The following is a 19,082-nucleotide window of genomic DNA, read 5'->3' on the forward strand; positions in this document are numbered from 1 at the left end:
GGACAATTTTATCTTTTGCCCTTGTCATTTTTTATTTTGTCTGCAATATTAGGTAAATAAGTCTAATACGGATAAATAAAATTTCCATACGGACAGAATTATGGAGTTTAAATATCGCATTACTCTCAAACCTGTTTACTCCCAAACCGTCCCTACACTTGACGGGGTGAAATTACCTAAAGATTGGTCGCTTTCTTGGCATCAAGCCGCAACTTTAGAAGCGTTGCGCGATCCAAATATTGATGTCGTGTTCAACACTGCGATGACTGGCGATGGTAAAAGTCTAGCGGCTTATCTAGAGGTGCTTCAGGGAGAATTTTCTGCGATTGGACTTTACCCAACCAATGAACTCGCCCGCGATCAAGAAACGCAGATTAGAGGATATGTTGAGAAATTCCAGCCAGAAAATCAGCCGCGTGTAGTGCGCCTGAGTGGGGCTGATTTAGAGATTTATGCTGAAAATGAAGGATTGAAAAAAGGAGCTGCGATCGCAACTCTCACTAACCAGAGAGAAGCATTATTAACCAACCCTGATATTTTTCACTACTTGCATAGAGGTGCTTACATAATTCGTGGCGATAGTCCAGATAAGTTATGGGGCAGAATTGATAAAGATTTCGACTTATTTATTTTTGATGAATTTCATGTTTTTGCTGCTCCCCAAATTGCTAGTGTGATTAACACAATGTTGTTAATTCGCTGCACAAATCGCCGCAAAAAATTTCTGTTTCTCTCAGCCACACCTAATACAAACTTAATTGGGCGATTAGAAAAAGCAGGATTTCGTTGTAAAGAAATTGATCCTCTAAAACAAAATAAATATCAATTTGCCGATACATCAGAACAACAACAGCAACTGCAAACACAGGGATGGCGGCAGGTAGCACGGACAATTTTGTTGAATTTTATTCCTTTGGAATCGTCATTTAAAGCTTCGGAAACCTGGCTAAAAGAAAATAGTGAGTTAATTTTGGCTCAGTTTCAGCAGTATCCAGGAAGTAAAGGCGCAATCATCCTTAACTCAATCGCAGCAGTCAAACGCCTAACTCAAATTTTTCGGGAAATATTACAGCCTTACGGATTAAAAGTTGGAGAGAATACAGGGCTATCGGGAAAAGGAGAAAAGGAGCGGAGTCTTGCTGCTGATTTGGTTATTGGTACTAGCACAATTGATGTTGGAGTTGATTTCAAAATCAATTTCCTAATTTTTGAATCATCCGATGCAGGTAACTTTATTCAACGTTTAGGACGCTTAGGAAGGCATGATGAATATGAAAAAGATGGTCAAAAAATTAAGTTTGAGAACTTCACAGCTTTTTCTCTAGTTCCTAACTTTTTAGTAGAGCGTTTGTTTAAAGGGGATACTCCACCGTTAGAAATGAATAGTATTTGCGATCGCCCCTCTTTTCACAATACAATTACTGAGAATTATCGACAAATCAATGATTTTCGTGGTTATTATCGTCGATGGGGGGCTGTGCAATCATTTTGGCTATATTACCAACTGAGCGATCGCACAATTAAACAACAGTATGCACAAAGCCGAGACAAGTTTCAAGCAGCCTGTGAGGAAGTATTTGAAACTAGTCTGAAGTCACAAGCTGGACGTATTCAAGGCTGGGCCAAAGATTGGCAAGCGCTTTCAGGTAAATCAGCAAATCCTATTGCTGAGGATGCTGCTAGTTTTCGAGGTTCAAGTCCTCTGCAATGTGGTTTATACGATGAACAGGAAGAAAATAAGGCAGATAGATTTAAAACTTATGATTTACCTGGAATTTTGGGCAACTTAGAAATTGAAATGTGGACTAAAGAAGCGTTTATGCGAAGTTTGACAGAAACCGCAGAACGCACAGGACAACCCATTGCCAAAGGTAGATTTGCTCATTGTCTAGCATTTATGAAATTGCGTGACTACCGAGAGGAACGGCTGAATTGGAAGTTTACCTATTCTGGTAACTTGCAGCCAATTGCTGACGCTTGGAAAGTTCAGGTTTTGACTGGTGTGGAAATTTGGCAGGCTGACAACCCCTTGCCAGGACTTAGAGAAATTAGCAAACAACTCAAAAAAAAGGGTTTGGTCTGTTACGTGATTCGCCGTCCTCTTGCTGAAGTGCGGATGCGGCTAAGACTACCGATGAATTTTCAGATTTATGGCATCAGCGATCAGTATAGCTTTCATGATGCTACTGCGCCCTATGCGATCGCTTTTGGTCACTCTGCGCTGCTGCTGGATACGCTTGCTTACACGTTTAAAAGCAAAGGAGATGAGATATGGGTTGTTTGAGGTTTCAATCCCTGATAGGGATTTTAGTTAATGTGACGGAGAAAAGCTTACGCCAGTAAGTTCAGACGTATTTATTTCAATCCCTGGTAGGGATTCAGTTTCACTATTCTTTGGAAAGAACTGTACTCCGTCTAGTTTGATTTTAGCATCATTAAGTTACGGACATATTTAACTAGTCAAATAACTCTTAACTTAATGGCTTTACATTGGCTATCGTTTGCGATAGCGTCTGACTAAACGATCACTAAGGCAAGTAAACAAGCAAACAGCCTGTAGAGATTGGATGTAAAAGTTGTTATTGAGAATACAAAGATGCGAAACCTAAAAAGAACTAAGGTTGATCTATTACTAGAAGTTTTATCGGATGGCGAGTGGCATTGGGGTGACGAGTTGGCAGTAAAAGTAGGCTGGCGTTTTGGAGATCCTGTTGACAAAGCTAGGGAAAGAGGCTATCCAATCATTAGAGAGCGGCTTGGGCTTAAACACAGATATCGGATGCTGAAAGATTGACTAATTCTAGCGATCTCATAAGGACTTACCTCTAATTAGACAAATTCTCTGTTAAAGAGGGGTACTAGCTAGAGAGCTTTGTGTGAGGTTACAGGATTCTATCTGCTTGCGGTGTTTTTACACTTTTTTAGCTTGCGGCATTAAGTCCAAACATAAGTCATCTCAACCCCCTGAAGCTAAAAAATTAGACTTTTCGCTAACGGCTGGTTAAGTAAGTTACTTGTTAAACCAAACACAGAGCTGGATTAAGGTAGTTTCTACCGGAGTCCCCCTCTATGACGGGCCAGCAGAAAAATTTTTCAGACGATTACAAATATCTGCTAGTTGAAGTTAAGCAGCAAATTCGCACTGCCCAGTATGAGGCGCTGCAAGCAGTGAACAAAAAAATTATCGCACTCTATTGGAATATTGGAAAAATGATTGCTACTCAGCAACAAAAAGCAAGTTGGGGCAAATCTGAAGTAGAACAGTTAGCAAAAGACTTACAAGCAGAGTTTCCAGGAATTAGCGGATTTTCTGCTGCTAACCTCTGGCGGATGAGGCTTTTTTATGAATCCTATGTCAACAATGAAAAACTCGCACCAATGGTGCGAGAAATTGGATGGAGTCACAATTTGGTCATTGTAGAGAAATGCAAAGATGACCTAGAACGAGAATTTTATATCAGAATGACTCGTAAATTTGGCTGGACAAAGAATGTTTTGATTCACCAAATTGAAAATCAAACCTATGAAAAGACTCTGTTGAATCAGACTAACTTTGATAAAACTGTTCCAGCAGAAATCCGTAACCAATTAAAACTAGCTGTCAAAGATGAATATACTTTTGATTTCTTGGAACTAGCAGATGAACACAGTGAACGACAGCTAGAACAGGCGATTTTGGCAAGAGTTGAACCATTTTTACAAGAAATGGGCGGGATATTTGCTTTTATCGGTAGTCAATATCGGCTAGAAATTGATGAAGAGGAATATTTCATAGATATTTTATTATATCATCGCCGCTTAAAGTGTTTGGTAGCGATAGAACTTAAAATAGGTAAGTTTTTACCTGAATATGTTGGCAAGATGCAGTTTTATTTAGCTGTTTTAGATGACACGGTAAAGCTAACTGATGAAAATCCTTCCATTGGAATTATTCTTTGCAAGTCTAAGCAGAGAACGATTGTTGAATATGCCCTGAAGGAATCTAATAAACCAATTGGTGTAGGAACTTATCAAGTGGTTTCAACATTGCCTCAAGAATTAAAAAATCAGCTTCCCGCTCCAGAGCAAGTTGCCAAGTTGCTAGAAGGCGTGGAGTAAAAAAATGGAGTTTAAAAATGTCTAATGATGATTGGTTATCAGGTGATTTTGGTTTTGATGGTGATTCTTCAGACCGCACTATTGAAACTGAAGGTGAGTTACTAACACTCAAGTTATTACGAGAAGCAATTCAATCTCAAAATCCTGATGATAAGGTAATGGCAGACTTTAGTGAGTATGTTTTACCAAATCTGTTGCGAATAGCGATTGGTGTAACAGCGAAAGGCGGTAAGTTTTTTGATGAAATTGACCAACAGCGAGAAGCTGAAGGAAAAACTAAAGTCAGACGAGATAACGCGGCTGATCAATCACTGAATACTCACTTACTCAATGGTTTATTCCCCGCTAATTTAATTGAGAAACGTTTAGAAAAACTCAATACCACAGTGCAGCGAGTGGTGAAAGAGCGAGAGCGTAGATTAGTAATCGCTGGATTTATTTTACATGATTTTGAAAAGTTTCCTGATGTACCTGAAAACTGTCGCAAGCTACCGTTAGCAGAACATCGTGAAATTATTGATAAAAAAGTTCACCAGTTAGGACTAGATAACTTTATAAATCCAGAAAATCCTGAAGCTTATCGAGAGTATCTAGATGATTTATTGTGCATGGCTTATAATGCTCAACGTCGCTGGGATACTAACTGGAATTTTTCGGAGTTTGGGTTGAATCCTCTTCTCAAAGACCGTACCCTTCGCAGTTTATCTGATTTAACTTGTTTAGCTGATTCTCTCGCCTCAATTGTTAAACATCCCCAGGATGCAGAACATCCTAGACTCAAAGAAATCATCCACAGCCTCAGTGATGGACAATTAAAATTTACCTATCACAGCATTGCTGAGAATCGTGGTGTTTTAACTAATGTGGTGAATAATGCTTTAATTCAGGCTCATACTAGTCTCAATACTGATGAGCATACCTACTATGAACCTTTGTTATATCTGCCAATAGGCGTAATATACTTGGCTTCGCGCAATGCTCCAGCTATCTCGCCAGAAGATTTACCAGACCGTGTAGTTAACAGTATTAAATCGCTTTGTGCAGGTCAATTACGCCTCAGACAAACAGGATTTGGTAGAGATGGCAAAGGCATGAAATATGCCGAATATTACAACTTATTTTTTGATGATATAAACTTGATGAAAGTAGCCTTAAATGCTACATTACGCATCTTAAACCCTAATAAAGGCTCTGTCGCTAAAAGTCGCAGCGAAAATCTGAATAAGTTTCAGCAACAAAATGTTTTATCTGCTGATTATGACTTTCAATTTGAAGACGATATTCGCATTGACCAAATAGCAGAATTTGGTGATTTAGTTAGCCGGAAGATTTGGGAAGAAACAGTTAATCGGGTTGATTCTGCTCGTAAAAAAGATAAAAAGCTGCCAGCAGTTCCCGATTTTGATTTAACTCACAAAGTTGCAGAATTTTGGAATTTAGCAGAATGTTTACCCCAAATTAGAGAAATTCAACGCATTAATGAAAGTCTCAAAGAAAACAAGTTAAAGGGGAATACTGGAGGAGTACCTTATGAATGGTATTATCTGGCAGCTAAATATTTAGAACATCATCCAGGAATTGAAGATGTACGCGAACCTTGTCAGCAAGTCATTGACTATTTGACAACCTTAATTTTCCCGATAATTTCTCAGTATGAATTGCCTGATGGTTGGGATGATTTAAGGCTTTGGGTAAAACGAGTGGTGATGTTACCAGGCACTAATCAAGAGTTATCTGTTAAAACTCAAGTTGAAACATTCCTAAATGAGTTAAGTAATTACAATGCTGCTAAAAAAGCAGGGCGAGGGAAACAATTAATCTGCTCAATATCTCATTCTGCTTACACGGTTACTGAGCAAATGGAATCAGCAGTTTTATTTACACCTCAAGTTTATACAAACAAGCAAATGTTAGGAGGTTCTAACGCTAAACGTAATATCTCCAGTATTGCAAGTGTGGAGATGATGCTAAGGCAAATCTTGATGAATCAAACTCAAGCTGTAGGTAAGCGATTTGAAGATGGTAAATATCGTTATCTCTACTTTTATCCCACTTATTACTTTACTCCAGAAACGAACAAGTTTTTGCAGAAAGCTTACAATGGTATTGCTCAAACTCGCTTTGATACGAGCGTTCGCAATCATTTTATCAGTAAGGATTTACAGGCTAACTTGGGGCGCGATCGCTACCAAAGTGTAGATAGTTTCTTAATTGATGAAAACCTCCAGCGTGACAAGGATCGCACCTTTAAGCTTTCCTATCCTGAAGACCAGCCTTTAACATTTTACTTCATGGCACTCCCGCCAGGAAGAGACAGCACCGATACAGAATCTTGGGTAATGCCAACTTGGTTAGCGTTTGCTTTCCCGATGATTTTAGATGTTAAAACTGTAGTCTCTGAGTCACCGATTCCACCCTTTAATGATGGTGCTGAGTTTGAGGAAAGCGTTTTCCTTGATAGTGCGCCTCATGCTTTCCGTGCTTTAGTAAGGCGCGATCGCTTCCGTCTTGACTACATCCTCGAAGGTTGGAACGAAAACGGCATCCAATACCCAGCACCTTTAAATGTGCTTACCGCCGCTTATGCCATTCATTTAGATGTGAATGCTAAGCAGGGTAAGTCTGGTTACGATGCCAACTGGGGGAGATTTACAGAACTGGCTAAAGATTTTGAAACCAGTCCACTGTACGTCTTTTCTTATCTCAATCGCTGGGTGCGTAACCAGGGTTCGGAAACAGCACGAATCGAGAAAATCCGGCTTTATGCCTATCATTTTTATCCTTGTTTTGACCCTTATATAAAATATGACACTAATATGGAGCAATTAATTGTGGGAGAAGTATCAAGCCTGAATCATCCTAAGAAATTAACAGATTTATACCGCCGATTTTACCGAGCTAATAAGCGTTATAATCCCAAGTCTAATGCTGTGTTAAAACCAATTGATATTGCGGCTGAAACTATACTCAAAGCTGAGTCAAGTGTGTTTCAAGGAGAAACATTAGTTGCGGCTGTTGCAGCAGAAGTTTTTAAACTCATGGATCGTGTTCATTCTTCTACTGCTGAAGGACGTTGGAGCATGAGCAAACGAGAAGAAGAACGGCAAGCTGTTCTAGATTTTGCCAAGTATTTTGTAGTGGAGGTATTTGATAAATCATTTGCAGGCGATCGCGCTCGTTTGGCAGGCCGTCAACTCAACTTAATTCGAGATACCTGCGAGTTTCTTTATCGTCTTGAAGATGATAAAGAGAATGCAGGCAAAAATGAAAAATCTGCGGAAATAGATAACGAGAATGAGTAGGAATTTACCCTAACCATTTTTACTGGAAACGTAAACAAGTAATGAATAATTCTTTGGAGATAAATCATGGTACTTTTAAAAACTGTTGAACCAAAATTTTTTCAAGCTGAAATTCCTTATAAACCAATGGGGAAATATGTTCATTTTTTAACCATCCGCATTACAGAATCTTATCCACTATTCCAGACAGATGCAGAACTGAATAAAGCACGGGTAAGAGCAGGAGTTAAAGATAAAACCACAATTAGCCGTTTGTCAATGTTCAAACGCAAACAGTCTACTCCAGAGCGTTTAGTCGGTCGGGAATTACTGCGTAACTATGGCTTAATGACGGCTGAAGAATGCGAATACAATGTGAATTTCGCAATGGATAACCCTGATTGCATCATTTACGGATTTGCTATTGGTGACTCTGGATCGGAAAAATCAAAAGTTGTGGTAGACACAGCATTTTCAATTACAGCTTTTGATGAATCACACGAAACATTCACTCTCAACGCTCCTTATGAAAATGGCACGATGGCTTCCAAGGGTGAAAATAATTCTAAACCTGGTGAAGTTACCAGTCGAATTAATCAACAAGACCACATTAGACCGCAAGTTTTCTTTCCTAGTATTGTTACTTTAAAAGACCCTACCGAGGCTAGCTTTCTTTACGTTTTTAATAACATTCTGCGAACTCGTCATTATGGAGCACAAACAACCCGTACAGGTCGCGTTAGAAACGAGTTAATTGGTGTTGTATTTGCTGATGGAGAAATCACCAGTAACCTGCGTTGGACTCAGGCAATATATGACCAAATGAAATCTAATAATACTTTAAATCCTCCCGATCCGCTAGATGAAGATGATGTAATCACTGCTGCTAAAAATGCTATTGAGGCGTTAATGGCTGATGAGTTTATTGTTCATACAGATTTTGTTGGTGATACTTTTGTATCCCTCATTAATGAAGTCAAAACTTTAACAGGAAGTGAGAAAGGAATTCAGGCAATTTTGCAAAAGGCTGATGCAGAAGCTAAAGATTATGCCAAGAAGCATATCAGTAAGAAGAAAACTGCTGCTAAAGTGGGGAAAGAGTAATGGTGTTTATTTATCGCTGTCAATTGGAGTTGCATGACAGCCTGTATTTTGCAACTCGTGAAATCGGACGATTGTATGAAACAGAGCCAAAAATTCACAATTACGCTCTCTGTTATGCACTGGGATTAGTTGATAGCAAAATCTACTTTACTACCGTTGCTGAAGAACATTCTTATCGCTATTTTTGTCCTGAACAAGTGCCAAAATATGAGGAGCATTTAACGCCACTAAATCAACAGCAAATTTATGTAACTCCGGCGCGATCGCTCAATCATTCTGCCATTCTCAACACCTGGAAGTATGCTAACAACAACTACCACGTTGAAATGGAGAAAACACAAAAAAATATCCCTAGTTTTGGCAGAGCAAAGGAAATAGCCGCAGAAAGTCTATTTGAGTTTTTTGTCATATCTCAAAAAGAACTCAAACTATCAAGGTGGATTCGCTTGGGTAAATGGATGAGCAAGGCTGAAGTGACGGTTGAACAATTACCGAAACCTAAAATTGTTGAAGGTATATTCACTTGTACCCATCCATTAAATCCTTTAGATGTCATGTTCACCAATCAAGTGATTAGCTATGATGTTGTGAATATGCCTCCAGTCAGCTTAATTCAGAATGTTCAAATGCGAGGTCAATACTATCAATTTGATGGCATTCAAAACTTGAAAATTCCAGCACGGATGGAATATCGGTTTCGGAGTTAATTACTTCCCAAAACCTTTACCACGGTTTTTATTTTTTACTGGCTCTAGTGTCATTAGCTCTGCTTTAAAACCTTTGGAATCTTGCAATATTAACTTACGTATTCGCTTGCTTTGGTAAGCTTGCACTTCAGCAGCTAGAGGATGATTAGAGTCAATTTTTAGGTGAGTAATAGAAGAAACATATTTTTCTTTACTTTCGGGATTATTTGGCTCTTTTAGTCCGCACATAATCCCGCCTTCATCTCCTGAATAACCAACGAAATCAATTTCAAACTCTCTGTCTGGATCGGCGTTTTCCCCTTTTTGCTTTAATGTCTTTAAAAACTCTTTCCCTGCTCGTGCTTTAATGGGTAAGTTCTCTTTAAGTTTTTCAGTTAGTGCCTTTGCTGCATTGTAATCATCAATTCTCATTGGTTTTTCTCCCTATGCAGTTTTCCTCACCTAAAAGAATACTACTATCATCACTCGACAGCCCTTAAAATTTTAGATACCACATTCAGCGATCGCTCCCCACCCGTGAAACACTATCAACAACAATCCAACGCCTTCCCCAGCGATTACCTAAACAACTTGTGGGGAGAAATCCAAGCTTGTCCTTATTTTGCGATCAACAACCTTAACCGCGATTTTGTCGCCACTAAAGGATTTTCCGTAGTATTTCAGCGTTCTGGATTAGCAAAAGTAGAACAGCAGTTTCCCTACTTCAAGCCTTACCTTGATTTGGCTCTCCAGCCGAATTGTAATGCTTTTTACCTCAATCCTTTACAGCTAAAGGAAGGCTCCCGCGTCGATGCGCATATTGATCGCTCCTTACGTTCCTACAGCAAAACCATTGAACCGCCTGCGGTTGTTAGTGTGCTTTATGTGCGAGTACCAGCAGATATGGAAGGGGGAGAACTGGTATTGCGATCGCACAAACGCCAACTTGGGCAAATTAAGCCCCAATTCAATACTTTAGTTTATTTTCAAGGTGATTTAACCCATTCGGTTAACGCTGTCAAAACCCCAGGAAATCGCTTAAGTTTAGTTTGTGAACAGTATAGTTTGAGTGATGCTGAACTCCAGGAAATCCCTGAGTTTACTGTAGAGTCAAGAAGCACTCAGTCTACAACCAAAAAGAGAAAGTATGCCTCATAGTTTAGTGTTGAATTTGCTACCTCAATCGCCCATTCCACCACAGTATCTTACAGGTAGACATCTCCACGCTCTATTTTTAACCCTTGTTAGTTCAGTAGATACGACATTGGGCGATCGCTTGCATGATTCCACTGCTGACAAAGCTTTCACTCTTTCACCTTTACAAATTAGTAATACAAACTCCCCCGTATTGAAGGAAGGTAGGGGGGGATCTAAGTTGCAATATTCACATCAACAACCCATCTCCGCCGGGACTCCTTGTTGGTGGCGCATCTCTTTATTAGATGACACTTTATTTGGCAAACTTACTCAACTCTGGCTAAATCTTAATCCCAATCGCCCTTGGCATCTTGGCCCGGCTGACTTGTATATTACCAGCATTCAAGGCACACCCCAATCTATTCAACCTTGGGCAAATGCCACTACTTACGCTCAATTATACGAAGAAGCTAGCGAGCGCAATTCTTCCATTAACCTTAGCTTCTGCACGCCTACCGCCTTCCGTCAAGGACAGTATGATACTACCCTTCCTACCAGAGAATCTGTGTTTAATTCCCTACTTTCGCGGTGGAATAAATACAGTGGCATAGAATTTTCTCAGATTGCGATCGAGTCAATCTTTCCTTCTTTTGTCAACATTCACACAGAAATATTAGCCGACTCCCGCAGCAAATTCATTGGCATTATTGGCGAAGTTACCTATAAGATTTTGGGAGAAATTGAACCTATACAAATTAAGCAAATCAATGCCTTAGCTGACTTTGCTTTGTATGCAGGAATTGGTCGCAAAACAACTATGGGAATGGGAATGACACGGCGGCTATATTCTCCATAATTCTAATAATCATTTAAAAACCACCTCAGTTATGAATCAAACCGAATATATTTCAATCGCGGCATTGAATCAATATGCCTATTGTCCGCATCGTTGCTGGCGAATGTTTTGTACAGGCGAATTTACCGATAATCAATATACAATTGAAGGCACTACATTACACGATCGCGTCCACACAACAGGCGATTTACAACGAGGAGAAACTTGGCAAATTCGAGCAATTTGGCTAAAGTCTGAGCAATACAAACTCATCGGCAAATCTGACTTAATTGAAGCAGAATCTGGTCAAATTTATCCAGTTGAATACAAACGAGGACGCAAAGGCGAATGGGATAACGATGAGTTGCAAGTTTGTGCCCAAGCTTTATGTTTAGAAGAGATGACAGGACAAGCTGTTACTACTGGATATATCTATTATGCCCACTCCCATCAACGGCAATTAGTAGAGATTAATCAAGAGTTACGGCAAAGTGCGATCGCAACTATTCAATCTGTTACAAATCTCCTAGAAACAGGGATAATGCCAAAACCAGTTTACAGCAAACGCTGCCAAGGATGCAGTCTTTATTCGCAATGTTTACCCAAAGCAACCGATAAAGTCAAAAGTTATCAAGAAGTCAATTAAATTATACTCTGGCGAATTCTATTACCCAGCACCAATTATTACTAGAAATAATCAAAAATGGGAACAGTTTACGTAACACAAGCCGATGCTTTTATCGGCAAAGTTGACGAACGTCTCACCGTCAAAGCTGAACAAAAAACAATTTTGGATATCCCTTTAATTAAAATAGAGGGAATTGTAGTACTAGGACGGGCTACCGTTTCCCCCTCCGTTGTCAGTGAACTTTTAGAACGTCACATTTGTTTAACTTTTCTCACACAAAACGGACGATATTTAGGACGTTTAGAACCAGAAGTTACCAAAAATATCTTTGTTCGTAAAGCCCAATGGCAAGCTGTGGGAGAATCACAATCAGCAATACACTTAGTCAAAGGATTTGTGCGGGGGAAATTAAAAAATTACCGCCATAGCTTACTTCGCACTCAACGAGAACATCCTGATGTTGATTTGAATAATAACATCACTCGATTGGAACAGGCGATCGCACCAATTGAAAACACAAACAATATTGATTCCCTCAGAGGCTTAGAAGGTGCTGGTAGTGCAGCTTATTTTGGTTGCTTTCAACAGCTAATTAAAACCTCAGAATTTCAATTTGAAGCCAGACGCCGCCGCCCACCAACCGATCCAGTTAATGCCCTGCTGAGTTTTGGGTATTCATTGCTACGTCATGATGTGCAAAGTGCTTTAAATATTGTTGGCTTCGATCCCTATCTAGGATACTTACACGTTGAGCGTTATGGTAGACCTTCCCTAGCTTTAGACTTGATGGAAGAATTTCGTCCTTTAATAGTAGATGCTGTAGTGTTGTCGCTGATTAACAAGCGATCGCTAACCCTAACTGACTTTACCACCGAACCGCTCAGTGGTGCTGTGTCTTTAACCAAAGAAGGATTGCATACATTTCTTCGCGCTTACGAACAAAAGAAACAATCGAGTTTCAAGCATCCAGTCATGGGAAACAAATGCACCTACCAAGAATCCTTTGAAATTCAAGCGAGATTACTGGCGAAATACCTGATGAACGAAATCGATAAATATCCTCCTTTAATTCTCAAATAATTCCCCCACTCCCATGTATATTGTTGTCAGCTACGACATTCCAGAAGATAAACGTCGGACTAAAATCCATTCGATTCTGAAATCCTACGGACAATGGATGCAACTGAGTGTCTTTGAGTGCGATATCACTCCCACTCAGTATGCTAAACTGCGATCGCGTTTGGCTAAATTGATTAAACCCGACACTGACAGCGTTCGTTTTTATTTTCTCTGTGGCTGTTGTCAGCGAAAAGTCGAACGCATTGGCGGAGAACAGCCACGAGACGAAACAATTTTCTTTGCTGAGTCTCCTTCTAGCTAGGTTTCTGTATATCAAATGCGCGAAAAGGTAGGTGTAGAAATTTTACAGCCATAAAAAAGTGCTTCTATCCCAACTCCAGTAAGGCTTTCAAGCCATTATTCGCCTAATCCTCATCCGCGCAATCTCTGAAATGCTTATCAAAATACGATTTCAGCCTTTAAATTTTCCTGGCGCTCTTTCCAAACGAATTCTCTAATGCTATGATTGCTCCAGAATCGCGCAACCGCACCTTGAAAACTAAATACAGCTTGACTTTCAGGCTCCCGCCATTGCAATTCATCAAAATCCCTATTAGGGATTGAAACATAGTTTGATTGAAACCCCTTTCCACTGACTCGCCAAATTGCAATTCATCAAAATCCCTATTAGGGATTGAAACAAAAAGATTACAAGAGAGAGGAGAGTATGCACCGCATTGCAATTCATCAAAATCCCTATTAGGGATTGAAACAAAATCTGACTGTATTTTAACGCAGTAATCAGCAATTGCAATTCATCAAAATCCCTATTAGGGATTGAAACTGGACTAAGCAATTAGCATCGGTTGCATTTGCATTATTGCAATTCATCAAAATCCCTATTAGGGATTGAAACTTAAGCCTATCGATTTCCCAAAGTATCCATAGCAAGATTGCAATTCATCAAAATCCCTATTAGGGATTGAAACACAAAAAATTGCGCCATAAGCTCGGTGCCTACAGCATTGCAATTCATCAAAATCCCTATTAGGGATTGAAACTGCCCAGAAAAATGTGACTATTACAAAGAATTTATTGCAATTCATCAAAATCCCTATTAGGGATTGAAACCATACACATATATAAGTGTAACTGATAATAGAGTTATTGCAATTCATCAAAATCCCTATTAGGGATTGAAACTATTACCTTGTCTTCCACCATCAAACGTATTCCTAATTGCAATTCATCAAAATCCCTATTAGGGATTGAAACGTAAGTAAACTCCTGAGTAGATTCATTGTGTACCCATTGCAATTCATCAAAATCCCTATTAGGGATTGAAACTTAATGCTTTGATTACTGCTCAAAACAAGATTTAATTGCAATTCATCAAAATCCCTATTAGGGATTGAAACAGATGCATCTAAACACGCGGTAATCCCTAACTGTATTGCAATTCATCAAAATCCCTATTAGGGATTGAAACCTACCGAAGCCTCTTCTAAATCTTCGTACCATAAGGAATTGCAATTCATCAAAATCCCTATTAGGGATTGAAACATAGATGACTTCGGGCTAACCGAAGAGGACTATGAATTGCAATTCATCAAAATCCCTATTAGGGATTGAAACATAGAATAACAATTTAATTACAAGTTACAATATAATTGCAATTCATCAAAATCCCTATTAGGGATTGAAACTGAACAAATGACTGGTCATACTTTAACTGAACCGGATTGCAATTCATCAAAATCCCTATTAGGGATTGAAACTTGCTTAGATTTGTTAGCAGTGGTGCGGATAAAAAAATTGCAATTCATCAAAATCCCTATTAGGGATTGAAACCCAGCAATAGAAACTGGAATCCAAGTATCAAGCATTGCAATTCATCAAAATCCCTATTAGGTATTGAAACGTTTGGCACGTCGGCGTACTGCGATCGCATCTGATCGATTGCAATTCATCAAAATCCCTATTAGGGATTGAAACTTGTTTGGCGGTACTGCTTTGGTCATGCTTGGATCATTGCAATTCATCAAAATCCCTATTAGGGATTGAAACAAATTAATTGCAAGGAATCTGGCAACCGTATACAATTGCAATTCATCAAAATCCCTATTAGGGATTGAAACGATTATCTAACTAATAACTCACCTGATCTTTTTGATTGCAATTCATCAAAATCCCTATTAGGAATTCAAACATTTACTTATAGGTGTTCGTTATTTACTGAACACCTGAAGAATTTAATTAAGCTTCAGCAATATCTTTGTTAAGCCATCGCCTAACCGCTCAATAGATTCTTGCTGTTTGGGATTTTTTAACGTGCCATCAGCATTAAAGGCTTCATAAGCTTTGGGTACTGCTACTTGGTCGGGAAGTACCAAAACTTTGATATTTCCCAAGATAGACCGCAGGTGAACTAACCCCCGCAAACCACCAAGAGCGCCTGGGGAAGCGCTCATAATACTAGCAACCTTCCCTACAAAAGCAGTCAAAGCCAAAGGTGCTTCATTTGGATATGGACGAGATGCCCAGTCAATAGCATTCTTCAAAACTGCTGTGAGTGAACTGTTATATTCCGGCGAAGCAATCAGCAATCCTTGATGAGAAATCATCAAGTCCTTAAACGTGCGGGCGTTGGCAGGTAGTCCTTCTTGAGCTTCCAAATCTTCATCATACAGAGGTAAAGGCAAATCGCGGAGGTCTAGATAAGTCACTTCTGCGCCTGCTGCCTTAGCACCATCTGCCGCGATTTTTACCAATTTTTTGTTGTAAGAATCAATCCGGGTGCTGCCGGCAAAGGCGAGGATTTTGGGTGTAGATGCCATAATTCTACTAGGTTGAATGAGAAGAATTAACCTGTTCAGCTGCATTATCCTGTTTTCAGGCGATCGCTATTTGCTACCTTTAGATTTTCTTTACAAACTTTCTCTCAGATTATGGCGAATTGGTCAGACTCTTACCTCGGCAAGTTACGACAAATTGTAGGCGATCGCCTACTTCTGTTATTTAGCGTATACGTGATTATCGAGGATAACTTGGGGCGCGTTCTGTTGCAAAAACGAAGTGATTTTAAACTTTGGGGGCTACCTGGTGGCTATCCAGAAGTAGGTGAATCTGCCGAAGAATGTTCAGCACGAGAGGTTTTTGAAGAAACTGGTTTAACGGTTAAGCGTTTTGCAGCTGTGGGGTTTTCTTCCAACCCAGCCTTTGAAACTGTAACTTATCCTAACGGCGATCGCGTCCAAACCTTCAATTTGATTTTGCGATCTGTTGAATGGGAAGGCAGTCTTGCTTGCCTAGATGGAGAATCGTTAGCACTGGAATTTTTCGATTTGGCAGACTTACCTGCGTTAACGTCAAACGATCGCCCTGTTTTAGAAAAGTTTCAAGAATATAAAAAAAGCGGCGAATTTCAATTGTTTTAAAGCATTTTTTCCAAGAACTGTTTAGCGCGATCGCACTTAGGATTTTGGAAAAACTCGCCAGGAGTAGTATCTTCTGCTAAAATTCCCTGGTCGAGGAACATAATCCGATTAGCAACTTCTCTTGCAAAGCCCATTTCATGGGTGACGATCGCCATTGTCATTCCAGATAGCGCTAAAGCTTTCATCACTTCCAACACATCCTTAACCATTTCTGGATCTAGGGCAGAAGTGGGTTCATCAAACAAAATCATCTCTGGTTCCATTGCTAATGCCCGAGCGATCGCTACTCGCTGTTTCTGTCCCCCCGATAGTTTGGATGGATAGACAGACGCTTTTGGCTCTAAACCTACCTTAGCAAGCAATTCTAAGCCATGTTCTTCTGCTTTTTGCTTGTTTATTCCTTTCACTTTGATGGGTGCATAGGTGACATTTTGCAGCACACTCATGTGGGGAAACAAATTAAAATGTTGAAATACCATCACCAAATGCTGGCGCACCTTAGCGATGTTTGCTTTAGGCTTGGTGATTTCTTGCTCGTGAAAGTAGATTCTTCCTCTGGTGGGTTGTTCTAGTAAGTTTATGCATCGTAAAAAGGTAGACTTACCTGAACCAGAAGGGCCTAATATAGCAACCACTTCTCCTTGATAAAACTCGGTGGAAATATCTTTGAGTACGTCGAGTTTACCAAAAGATTTACATAAGAATTCTGTGCGAATTACTACATTATTCACTTTCCCGTAACCTCCTTTCTAAAGCGGATGCACCCAAGGTCATACCCATTACCAAAACATAGTAGATTAACCCTGCAAATAGCAGTGGTTCAAAATAAATATATTTGTTTGCACCAACGATTTGGGCGCTGCGTAATATTTCCACCACCCCAATGGTTGACACCAGCGCGGAATCTTTGAGCAATCCAATAGTTTCATTTACCAATGCGGGGAGAATGTTCTTCAATGCTTGGGGTAAAATCACATCCCACATCATCAACCAATAGGGAACACCCATAGACATCGCCGCTTCACTTTGCCCTTTATCCACCGCCTGAATCCCACCTCTGATGGTTTCCGACATATAAGCACCAGAATTCAGGGTAAAAGTTAACACCCCTGCCTCCAATGCGGAAATGTCATAGCCTGTAAGCTGGGGTGTTGCGTAGTAAACCAACGCCAACTGTAATAGCAAAGGTGTGCCTCGGAAAACAGAAGTGTAGGCGTTAGCAATCCAGGTAAGCGAATTGATGCCAATAATTTTTAATAGAGACAGGATTGTTCCCCAGATTAACCCCAAGGTTACAGATAATAGCGTGAACAACAAAGTTAAAGGGATTCCCCGCAGAATAAAGGGAATGTCTGGAAGAATTCTGGTGAAGTCGAGATTCAATCCGCCTTTGGCAGGAGTTGAAGATGCAGGATTGGCGCTAATGTTCTGTGAAAACCACTTGGTTACTAGTTTAGCCAATGTGCCATCGTCTTTCATTTTTTGAAGGACTTTGTTAAACGGTTCTACAAAAGAAGAACCTTTAGGAAAAGCGATCGCCGATCCACTTGCTTCCTCTGAAGGAATAATATTAAATTCTAAATCTGGGTTAGCTTGGGCAAATCCCTTAGCGACAGTATCCTCAACAATTGCTGCATCAATTCGCCCAGATTTGATTTCTTGAACTACTTCCGGCACTTTGTTGAGTTGCTTTAGCTGAATACCTGCAACTTTTTTCGCAATTTTCTGGGCATTTTGCTCTTGTATGGTTCCTAGTTGTACCCCAACCTTTTTTCCTGATAAGTTTTGGGGCTGCTTTAGGTTACTACCTTTAGGAGCGACAATCGTATCTTTAGCTTCGTAATAAATAATTGAAAAATCAATATTTTTTTGACGTTCTGGAGTTGGAGTCATCCCAGCCATGACAAAATCAGCGCGATTTGCTTGGAGTGCAGGAATTAATCCATTAAAATCGGATTCCATTATCTGAAGTTTAAACCCTAGTTTTTCAGCAAGGGTTTTGGCAATATCTATATCAAAGCCAACGATTTGGCGATCGCCTCCTTTAGTATTATAAAACTCATAAGGAGGATAATCTGGGGAAGTAATCATCGTCAGCGTATCTTTCCCTAAAGATGAAGCAGCTTTTAGAGAATTACTATGTCCGATAATGATGCTGATTACTACTGCTGCTAGAACCAGTATCGTTAATAGCCATACTTTTTTTTTCTTCATATAGGACTAATATTTGATTTCTGAAAAAGTTCCGTACATTTAAAGAGTGGCAAAATTAAAGGTAGTATGTCGGATAAACCACTCAAACATCCACTTCAGATCAGAGAACGAAGGAATCAAAGCATAGAAACGCCGTACCCATGTTTTAGCTTGTAACCAAATATCCTCAATTGGATTTTGTGATAGGTAATTAGGAGTAAAGCCAGGGCAAACGCATCTAAAGTATAAGAATCCTTTAATAGCAAGGGTTTTGGCGTTTTAAAATTTAACCTATTTTTTCGTCAATATCCTTATCCAGCAAGAGTTTCAGAAATACCGTGCGTTCGCCCTGGGAGCAAAGCGGATGCAAGTACCTTATCCACAGCTTGGCAAAAACAATAAGTCCTAAAAATTCCTTTAAGGTTTCCCGCAAGGTTTTTTAACGTATTGCCAGTAGTATCAAAGGTTTGAGAGTTCAAGCTACCTTATAAGCTAAACGCTTATTTACGAGTCATTTTGCCGATTTTGCTAACATTTTTGTCGGCTCTTATTTTGGCAAAGGTATTGATTGTTAGATTAGATAAGTAAGTCGGTACGATAAAATCATGGTATATTAAGTTTCAG

Annotated in this window: 16 protein-coding genes, 1 pseudogene and 1 CRISPR repeat array; of the genes and pseudogenes, 12 read left to right on the plus strand and 5 right to left on the minus strand. The window is 39.7% G+C overall.

Translation table 11 applies throughout. From position 1 onward, the window contains the following. Positions 1-100 precede the first annotated feature (100 nt). From cas3 to cas5d, 6 genes are all read left to right on the plus strand, one after another. Positions 101-2,284, plus strand: a complete 2,184-nt coding sequence (gene cas3, locus HWQ58_RS13910; protein ID WP_292863173.1) for a type I-D CRISPR-associated helicase Cas3' — start codon at positions 101-103, stop codon at positions 2,282-2,284. A gap of 312 nt (positions 2,285-2,596) precedes the next feature. After that, positions 2,597-2,794, plus strand: coding sequence for a hypothetical protein (locus HWQ58_RS13915; protein WP_292863176.1), 198 nt, complete (start codon positions 2,597-2,599; stop codon positions 2,792-2,794). A 275-nt stretch (positions 2,795-3,069) separates the two neighbouring features. Next, complete coding sequence (locus HWQ58_RS13920; RefSeq protein WP_292863179.1) at positions 3,070-4,098, plus strand: PDDEXK nuclease domain-containing protein; 1,029 nt, start codon at positions 3,070-3,072, stop codon at positions 4,096-4,098. 17 nt (positions 4,099-4,115) lie between these two features. Further along, entirely contained in the window at positions 4,116-7,400 is a 3,285-nt protein-coding gene (gene cas10d, locus HWQ58_RS13925) for a type I-D CRISPR-associated protein Cas10d/Csc3 (protein WP_292863182.1), read from the plus strand. 66 nt (positions 7,401-7,466) lie between these two features. Further along, positions 7,467-8,483, plus strand: a complete 1,017-nt coding sequence (cas7d, locus tag HWQ58_RS13930; protein WP_292863185.1) for a type I-D CRISPR-associated protein Cas7/Csc2 — start codon at positions 7,467-7,469, stop codon at positions 8,481-8,483. Next, complete coding sequence (cas5d, locus tag HWQ58_RS13935) at positions 8,483-9,190, plus strand: type I-D CRISPR-associated protein Cas5/Csc1 (protein ID WP_292863188.1); 708 nt, start codon at positions 8,483-8,485, stop codon at positions 9,188-9,190. Before cas7d ends, cas5d begins: the two co-directional genes overlap by 1 nt. Here cas5d and HWQ58_RS13940 read toward each other — a convergent pair whose 3' ends face one another. Then, complete coding sequence (locus HWQ58_RS13940; protein ID WP_292863191.1) at positions 9,191-9,601, minus strand: hypothetical protein; 411 nt, start codon at positions 9,599-9,601, stop codon at positions 9,191-9,193. 105 nt (positions 9,602-9,706) lie between these two features. On the opposite strand from HWQ58_RS13940, the gene HWQ58_RS13945 reads away from it, so the two are divergent. Genes HWQ58_RS13945 through cas2 form a run of 5 tightly spaced genes read left to right on the plus strand, consistent with a single transcriptional unit; the run spans position 9,707 to position 13,150 of the window. Continuing rightward, entirely contained in the window at positions 9,707-10,327 is a 621-nt protein-coding gene (locus tag HWQ58_RS13945; RefSeq protein WP_292863194.1) for a 2OG-Fe(II) oxygenase, read from the plus strand. Continuing rightward, a complete protein-coding gene (cas6, locus tag HWQ58_RS13950; protein ID WP_292863197.1) occupies positions 10,317-11,162 on the plus strand; it encodes a CRISPR-associated endoribonuclease Cas6 in 846 nt (281 codons plus the stop codon). Before HWQ58_RS13945 ends, cas6 begins: the two co-directional genes overlap by 11 nt. 31 nt (positions 11,163-11,193) lie before the next feature. Next, positions 11,194-11,787, plus strand: a complete 594-nt coding sequence (gene cas4 / locus HWQ58_RS13955) for a CRISPR-associated protein Cas4 (protein ID WP_292863200.1) — start codon at positions 11,194-11,196, stop codon at positions 11,785-11,787. Between the two features lie 57 nt (positions 11,788-11,844). Beyond that, a complete protein-coding gene (gene cas1d, locus HWQ58_RS13960; protein ID WP_292863203.1) occupies positions 11,845-12,849 on the plus strand; it encodes a type I-D CRISPR-associated endonuclease Cas1d in 1,005 nt (334 codons plus the stop codon). Positions 12,850-12,862: 13 nt separating this feature from the next. After that, positions 12,863-13,150: a CRISPR-associated endonuclease Cas2 gene (gene cas2 / locus HWQ58_RS13965; protein ID WP_069070563.1), complete on the plus strand. Its 288-nt coding sequence runs from the start codon at positions 12,863-12,865 to the stop codon at positions 13,148-13,150. A gap of 268 nt (positions 13,151-13,418) precedes the next feature. Continuing rightward, a CRISPR array of direct repeats spans positions 13,419-15,037; the repeat unit is 37 nt; unit sequence ATTGCAATTCATCAAAATCCCTATTAGGGATTGAAAC. A 43-nt stretch (positions 15,038-15,080) separates the two neighbouring features. Here the strand turns inward: cas2 and HWQ58_RS13970 are convergent. After that, on the minus strand, positions 15,081-15,665 hold the full coding sequence (locus tag HWQ58_RS13970; RefSeq protein ID WP_292863206.1) for an NAD(P)H-dependent oxidoreductase: 585 nt from the start codon (positions 15,663-15,665) through the stop codon (positions 15,081-15,083). Between the two features lie 111 nt (positions 15,666-15,776). Between HWQ58_RS13970 and HWQ58_RS13975 the strand changes: the two genes are divergently transcribed. Beyond that, on the plus strand, positions 15,777-16,265 hold the full coding sequence (locus HWQ58_RS13975) for an NUDIX domain-containing protein (RefSeq protein ID WP_292863210.1): 489 nt from the start codon (positions 15,777-15,779) through the stop codon (positions 16,263-16,265). On the opposite strand, the gene HWQ58_RS13980 is transcribed toward HWQ58_RS13975, so the two are convergent. The 3 genes and pseudogenes from HWQ58_RS13980 to HWQ58_RS13990 all read right to left on the minus strand — a co-directional run. Continuing rightward, positions 16,262-16,996 (minus strand): amino acid ABC transporter ATP-binding protein, encoded by a 735-nt coding sequence (locus tag HWQ58_RS13980; protein WP_292863212.1) that lies wholly within the window; start codon positions 16,994-16,996, stop codon positions 16,262-16,264. The genes HWQ58_RS13975 and HWQ58_RS13980 overlap by 4 nt on opposite strands. Beyond that, entirely contained in the window at positions 16,989-18,479 is a 1,491-nt protein-coding gene (locus tag HWQ58_RS13985) for an ABC transporter permease subunit (RefSeq protein ID WP_292863215.1), read from the minus strand. The genes HWQ58_RS13980 and HWQ58_RS13985 overlap by 8 nt, the downstream gene beginning before the upstream one ends. A gap of 39 nt (positions 18,480-18,518) precedes the next feature. Beyond that, positions 18,519-18,659, minus strand: a pseudogene (locus HWQ58_RS13990) (IS630 family transposase); the annotation flags it as partial. Positions 18,660-19,082: the final 423 nt, after the last annotated feature.

The sequence above is a fragment of the Nostoc sp. LPT genome, from assembly GCF_017115165.1.
Taxonomy (GTDB): domain Bacteria; phylum Cyanobacteriota; class Cyanobacteriia; order Cyanobacteriales; family Nostocaceae; genus Nostoc.

Bases quoted from the DNA above. Each gene is read 5' to 3' on its own strand.
- cas10d (WP_292863182.1), top strand. From the start codon at position 4,116: ATGTCTAATGATGATTGGTTATCAGGTGATTTTGGTTTTGATGGTGAT.
- HWQ58_RS13970 (WP_292863206.1), bottom strand. From the start codon at position 15,665: ATGGCATCTACACCCAAAATCCTCGCCTTTGCCGGCAGCACCCGGATT.
- cas4 (WP_292863200.1), top strand. From the start codon at position 11,194: ATGAATCAAACCGAATATATTTCAATCGCGGCATTGAATCAATATGCC.
- cas5d (WP_292863188.1), top strand. From the start codon at position 8,483: ATGGTGTTTATTTATCGCTGTCAATTGGAGTTGCATGACAGCCTGTAT.
- cas1d (WP_292863203.1), top strand. From the start codon at position 11,845: ATGGGAACAGTTTACGTAACACAAGCCGATGCTTTTATCGGCAAAGTT.
- HWQ58_RS13920 (WP_292863179.1), top strand. From the start codon at position 3,070: ATGACGGGCCAGCAGAAAAATTTTTCAGACGATTACAAATATCTGCTA.
- HWQ58_RS13975 (WP_292863210.1), top strand. From the start codon at position 15,777: ATGGCGAATTGGTCAGACTCTTACCTCGGCAAGTTACGACAAATTGTA.
- cas7d (WP_292863185.1), top strand. From the start codon at position 7,467: ATGGTACTTTTAAAAACTGTTGAACCAAAATTTTTTCAAGCTGAAATT.
- HWQ58_RS13985 (WP_292863215.1), bottom strand. From the start codon at position 18,479: ATGAAGAAAAAAAAAGTATGGCTATTAACGATACTGGTTCTAGCAGCA.
- cas3 (WP_292863173.1), top strand. From the start codon at position 101: ATGGAGTTTAAATATCGCATTACTCTCAAACCTGTTTACTCCCAAACC.
- HWQ58_RS13915 (WP_292863176.1), top strand. From the start codon at position 2,597: ATGCGAAACCTAAAAAGAACTAAGGTTGATCTATTACTAGAAGTTTTA.
- cas2 (WP_069070563.1), top strand. From the start codon at position 12,863: ATGTATATTGTTGTCAGCTACGACATTCCAGAAGATAAACGTCGGACT.
- cas6 (WP_292863197.1), top strand. From the start codon at position 10,317: ATGCCTCATAGTTTAGTGTTGAATTTGCTACCTCAATCGCCCATTCCA.
- HWQ58_RS13940 (WP_292863191.1), bottom strand. From the start codon at position 9,601: ATGAGAATTGATGATTACAATGCAGCAAAGGCACTAACTGAAAAACTT.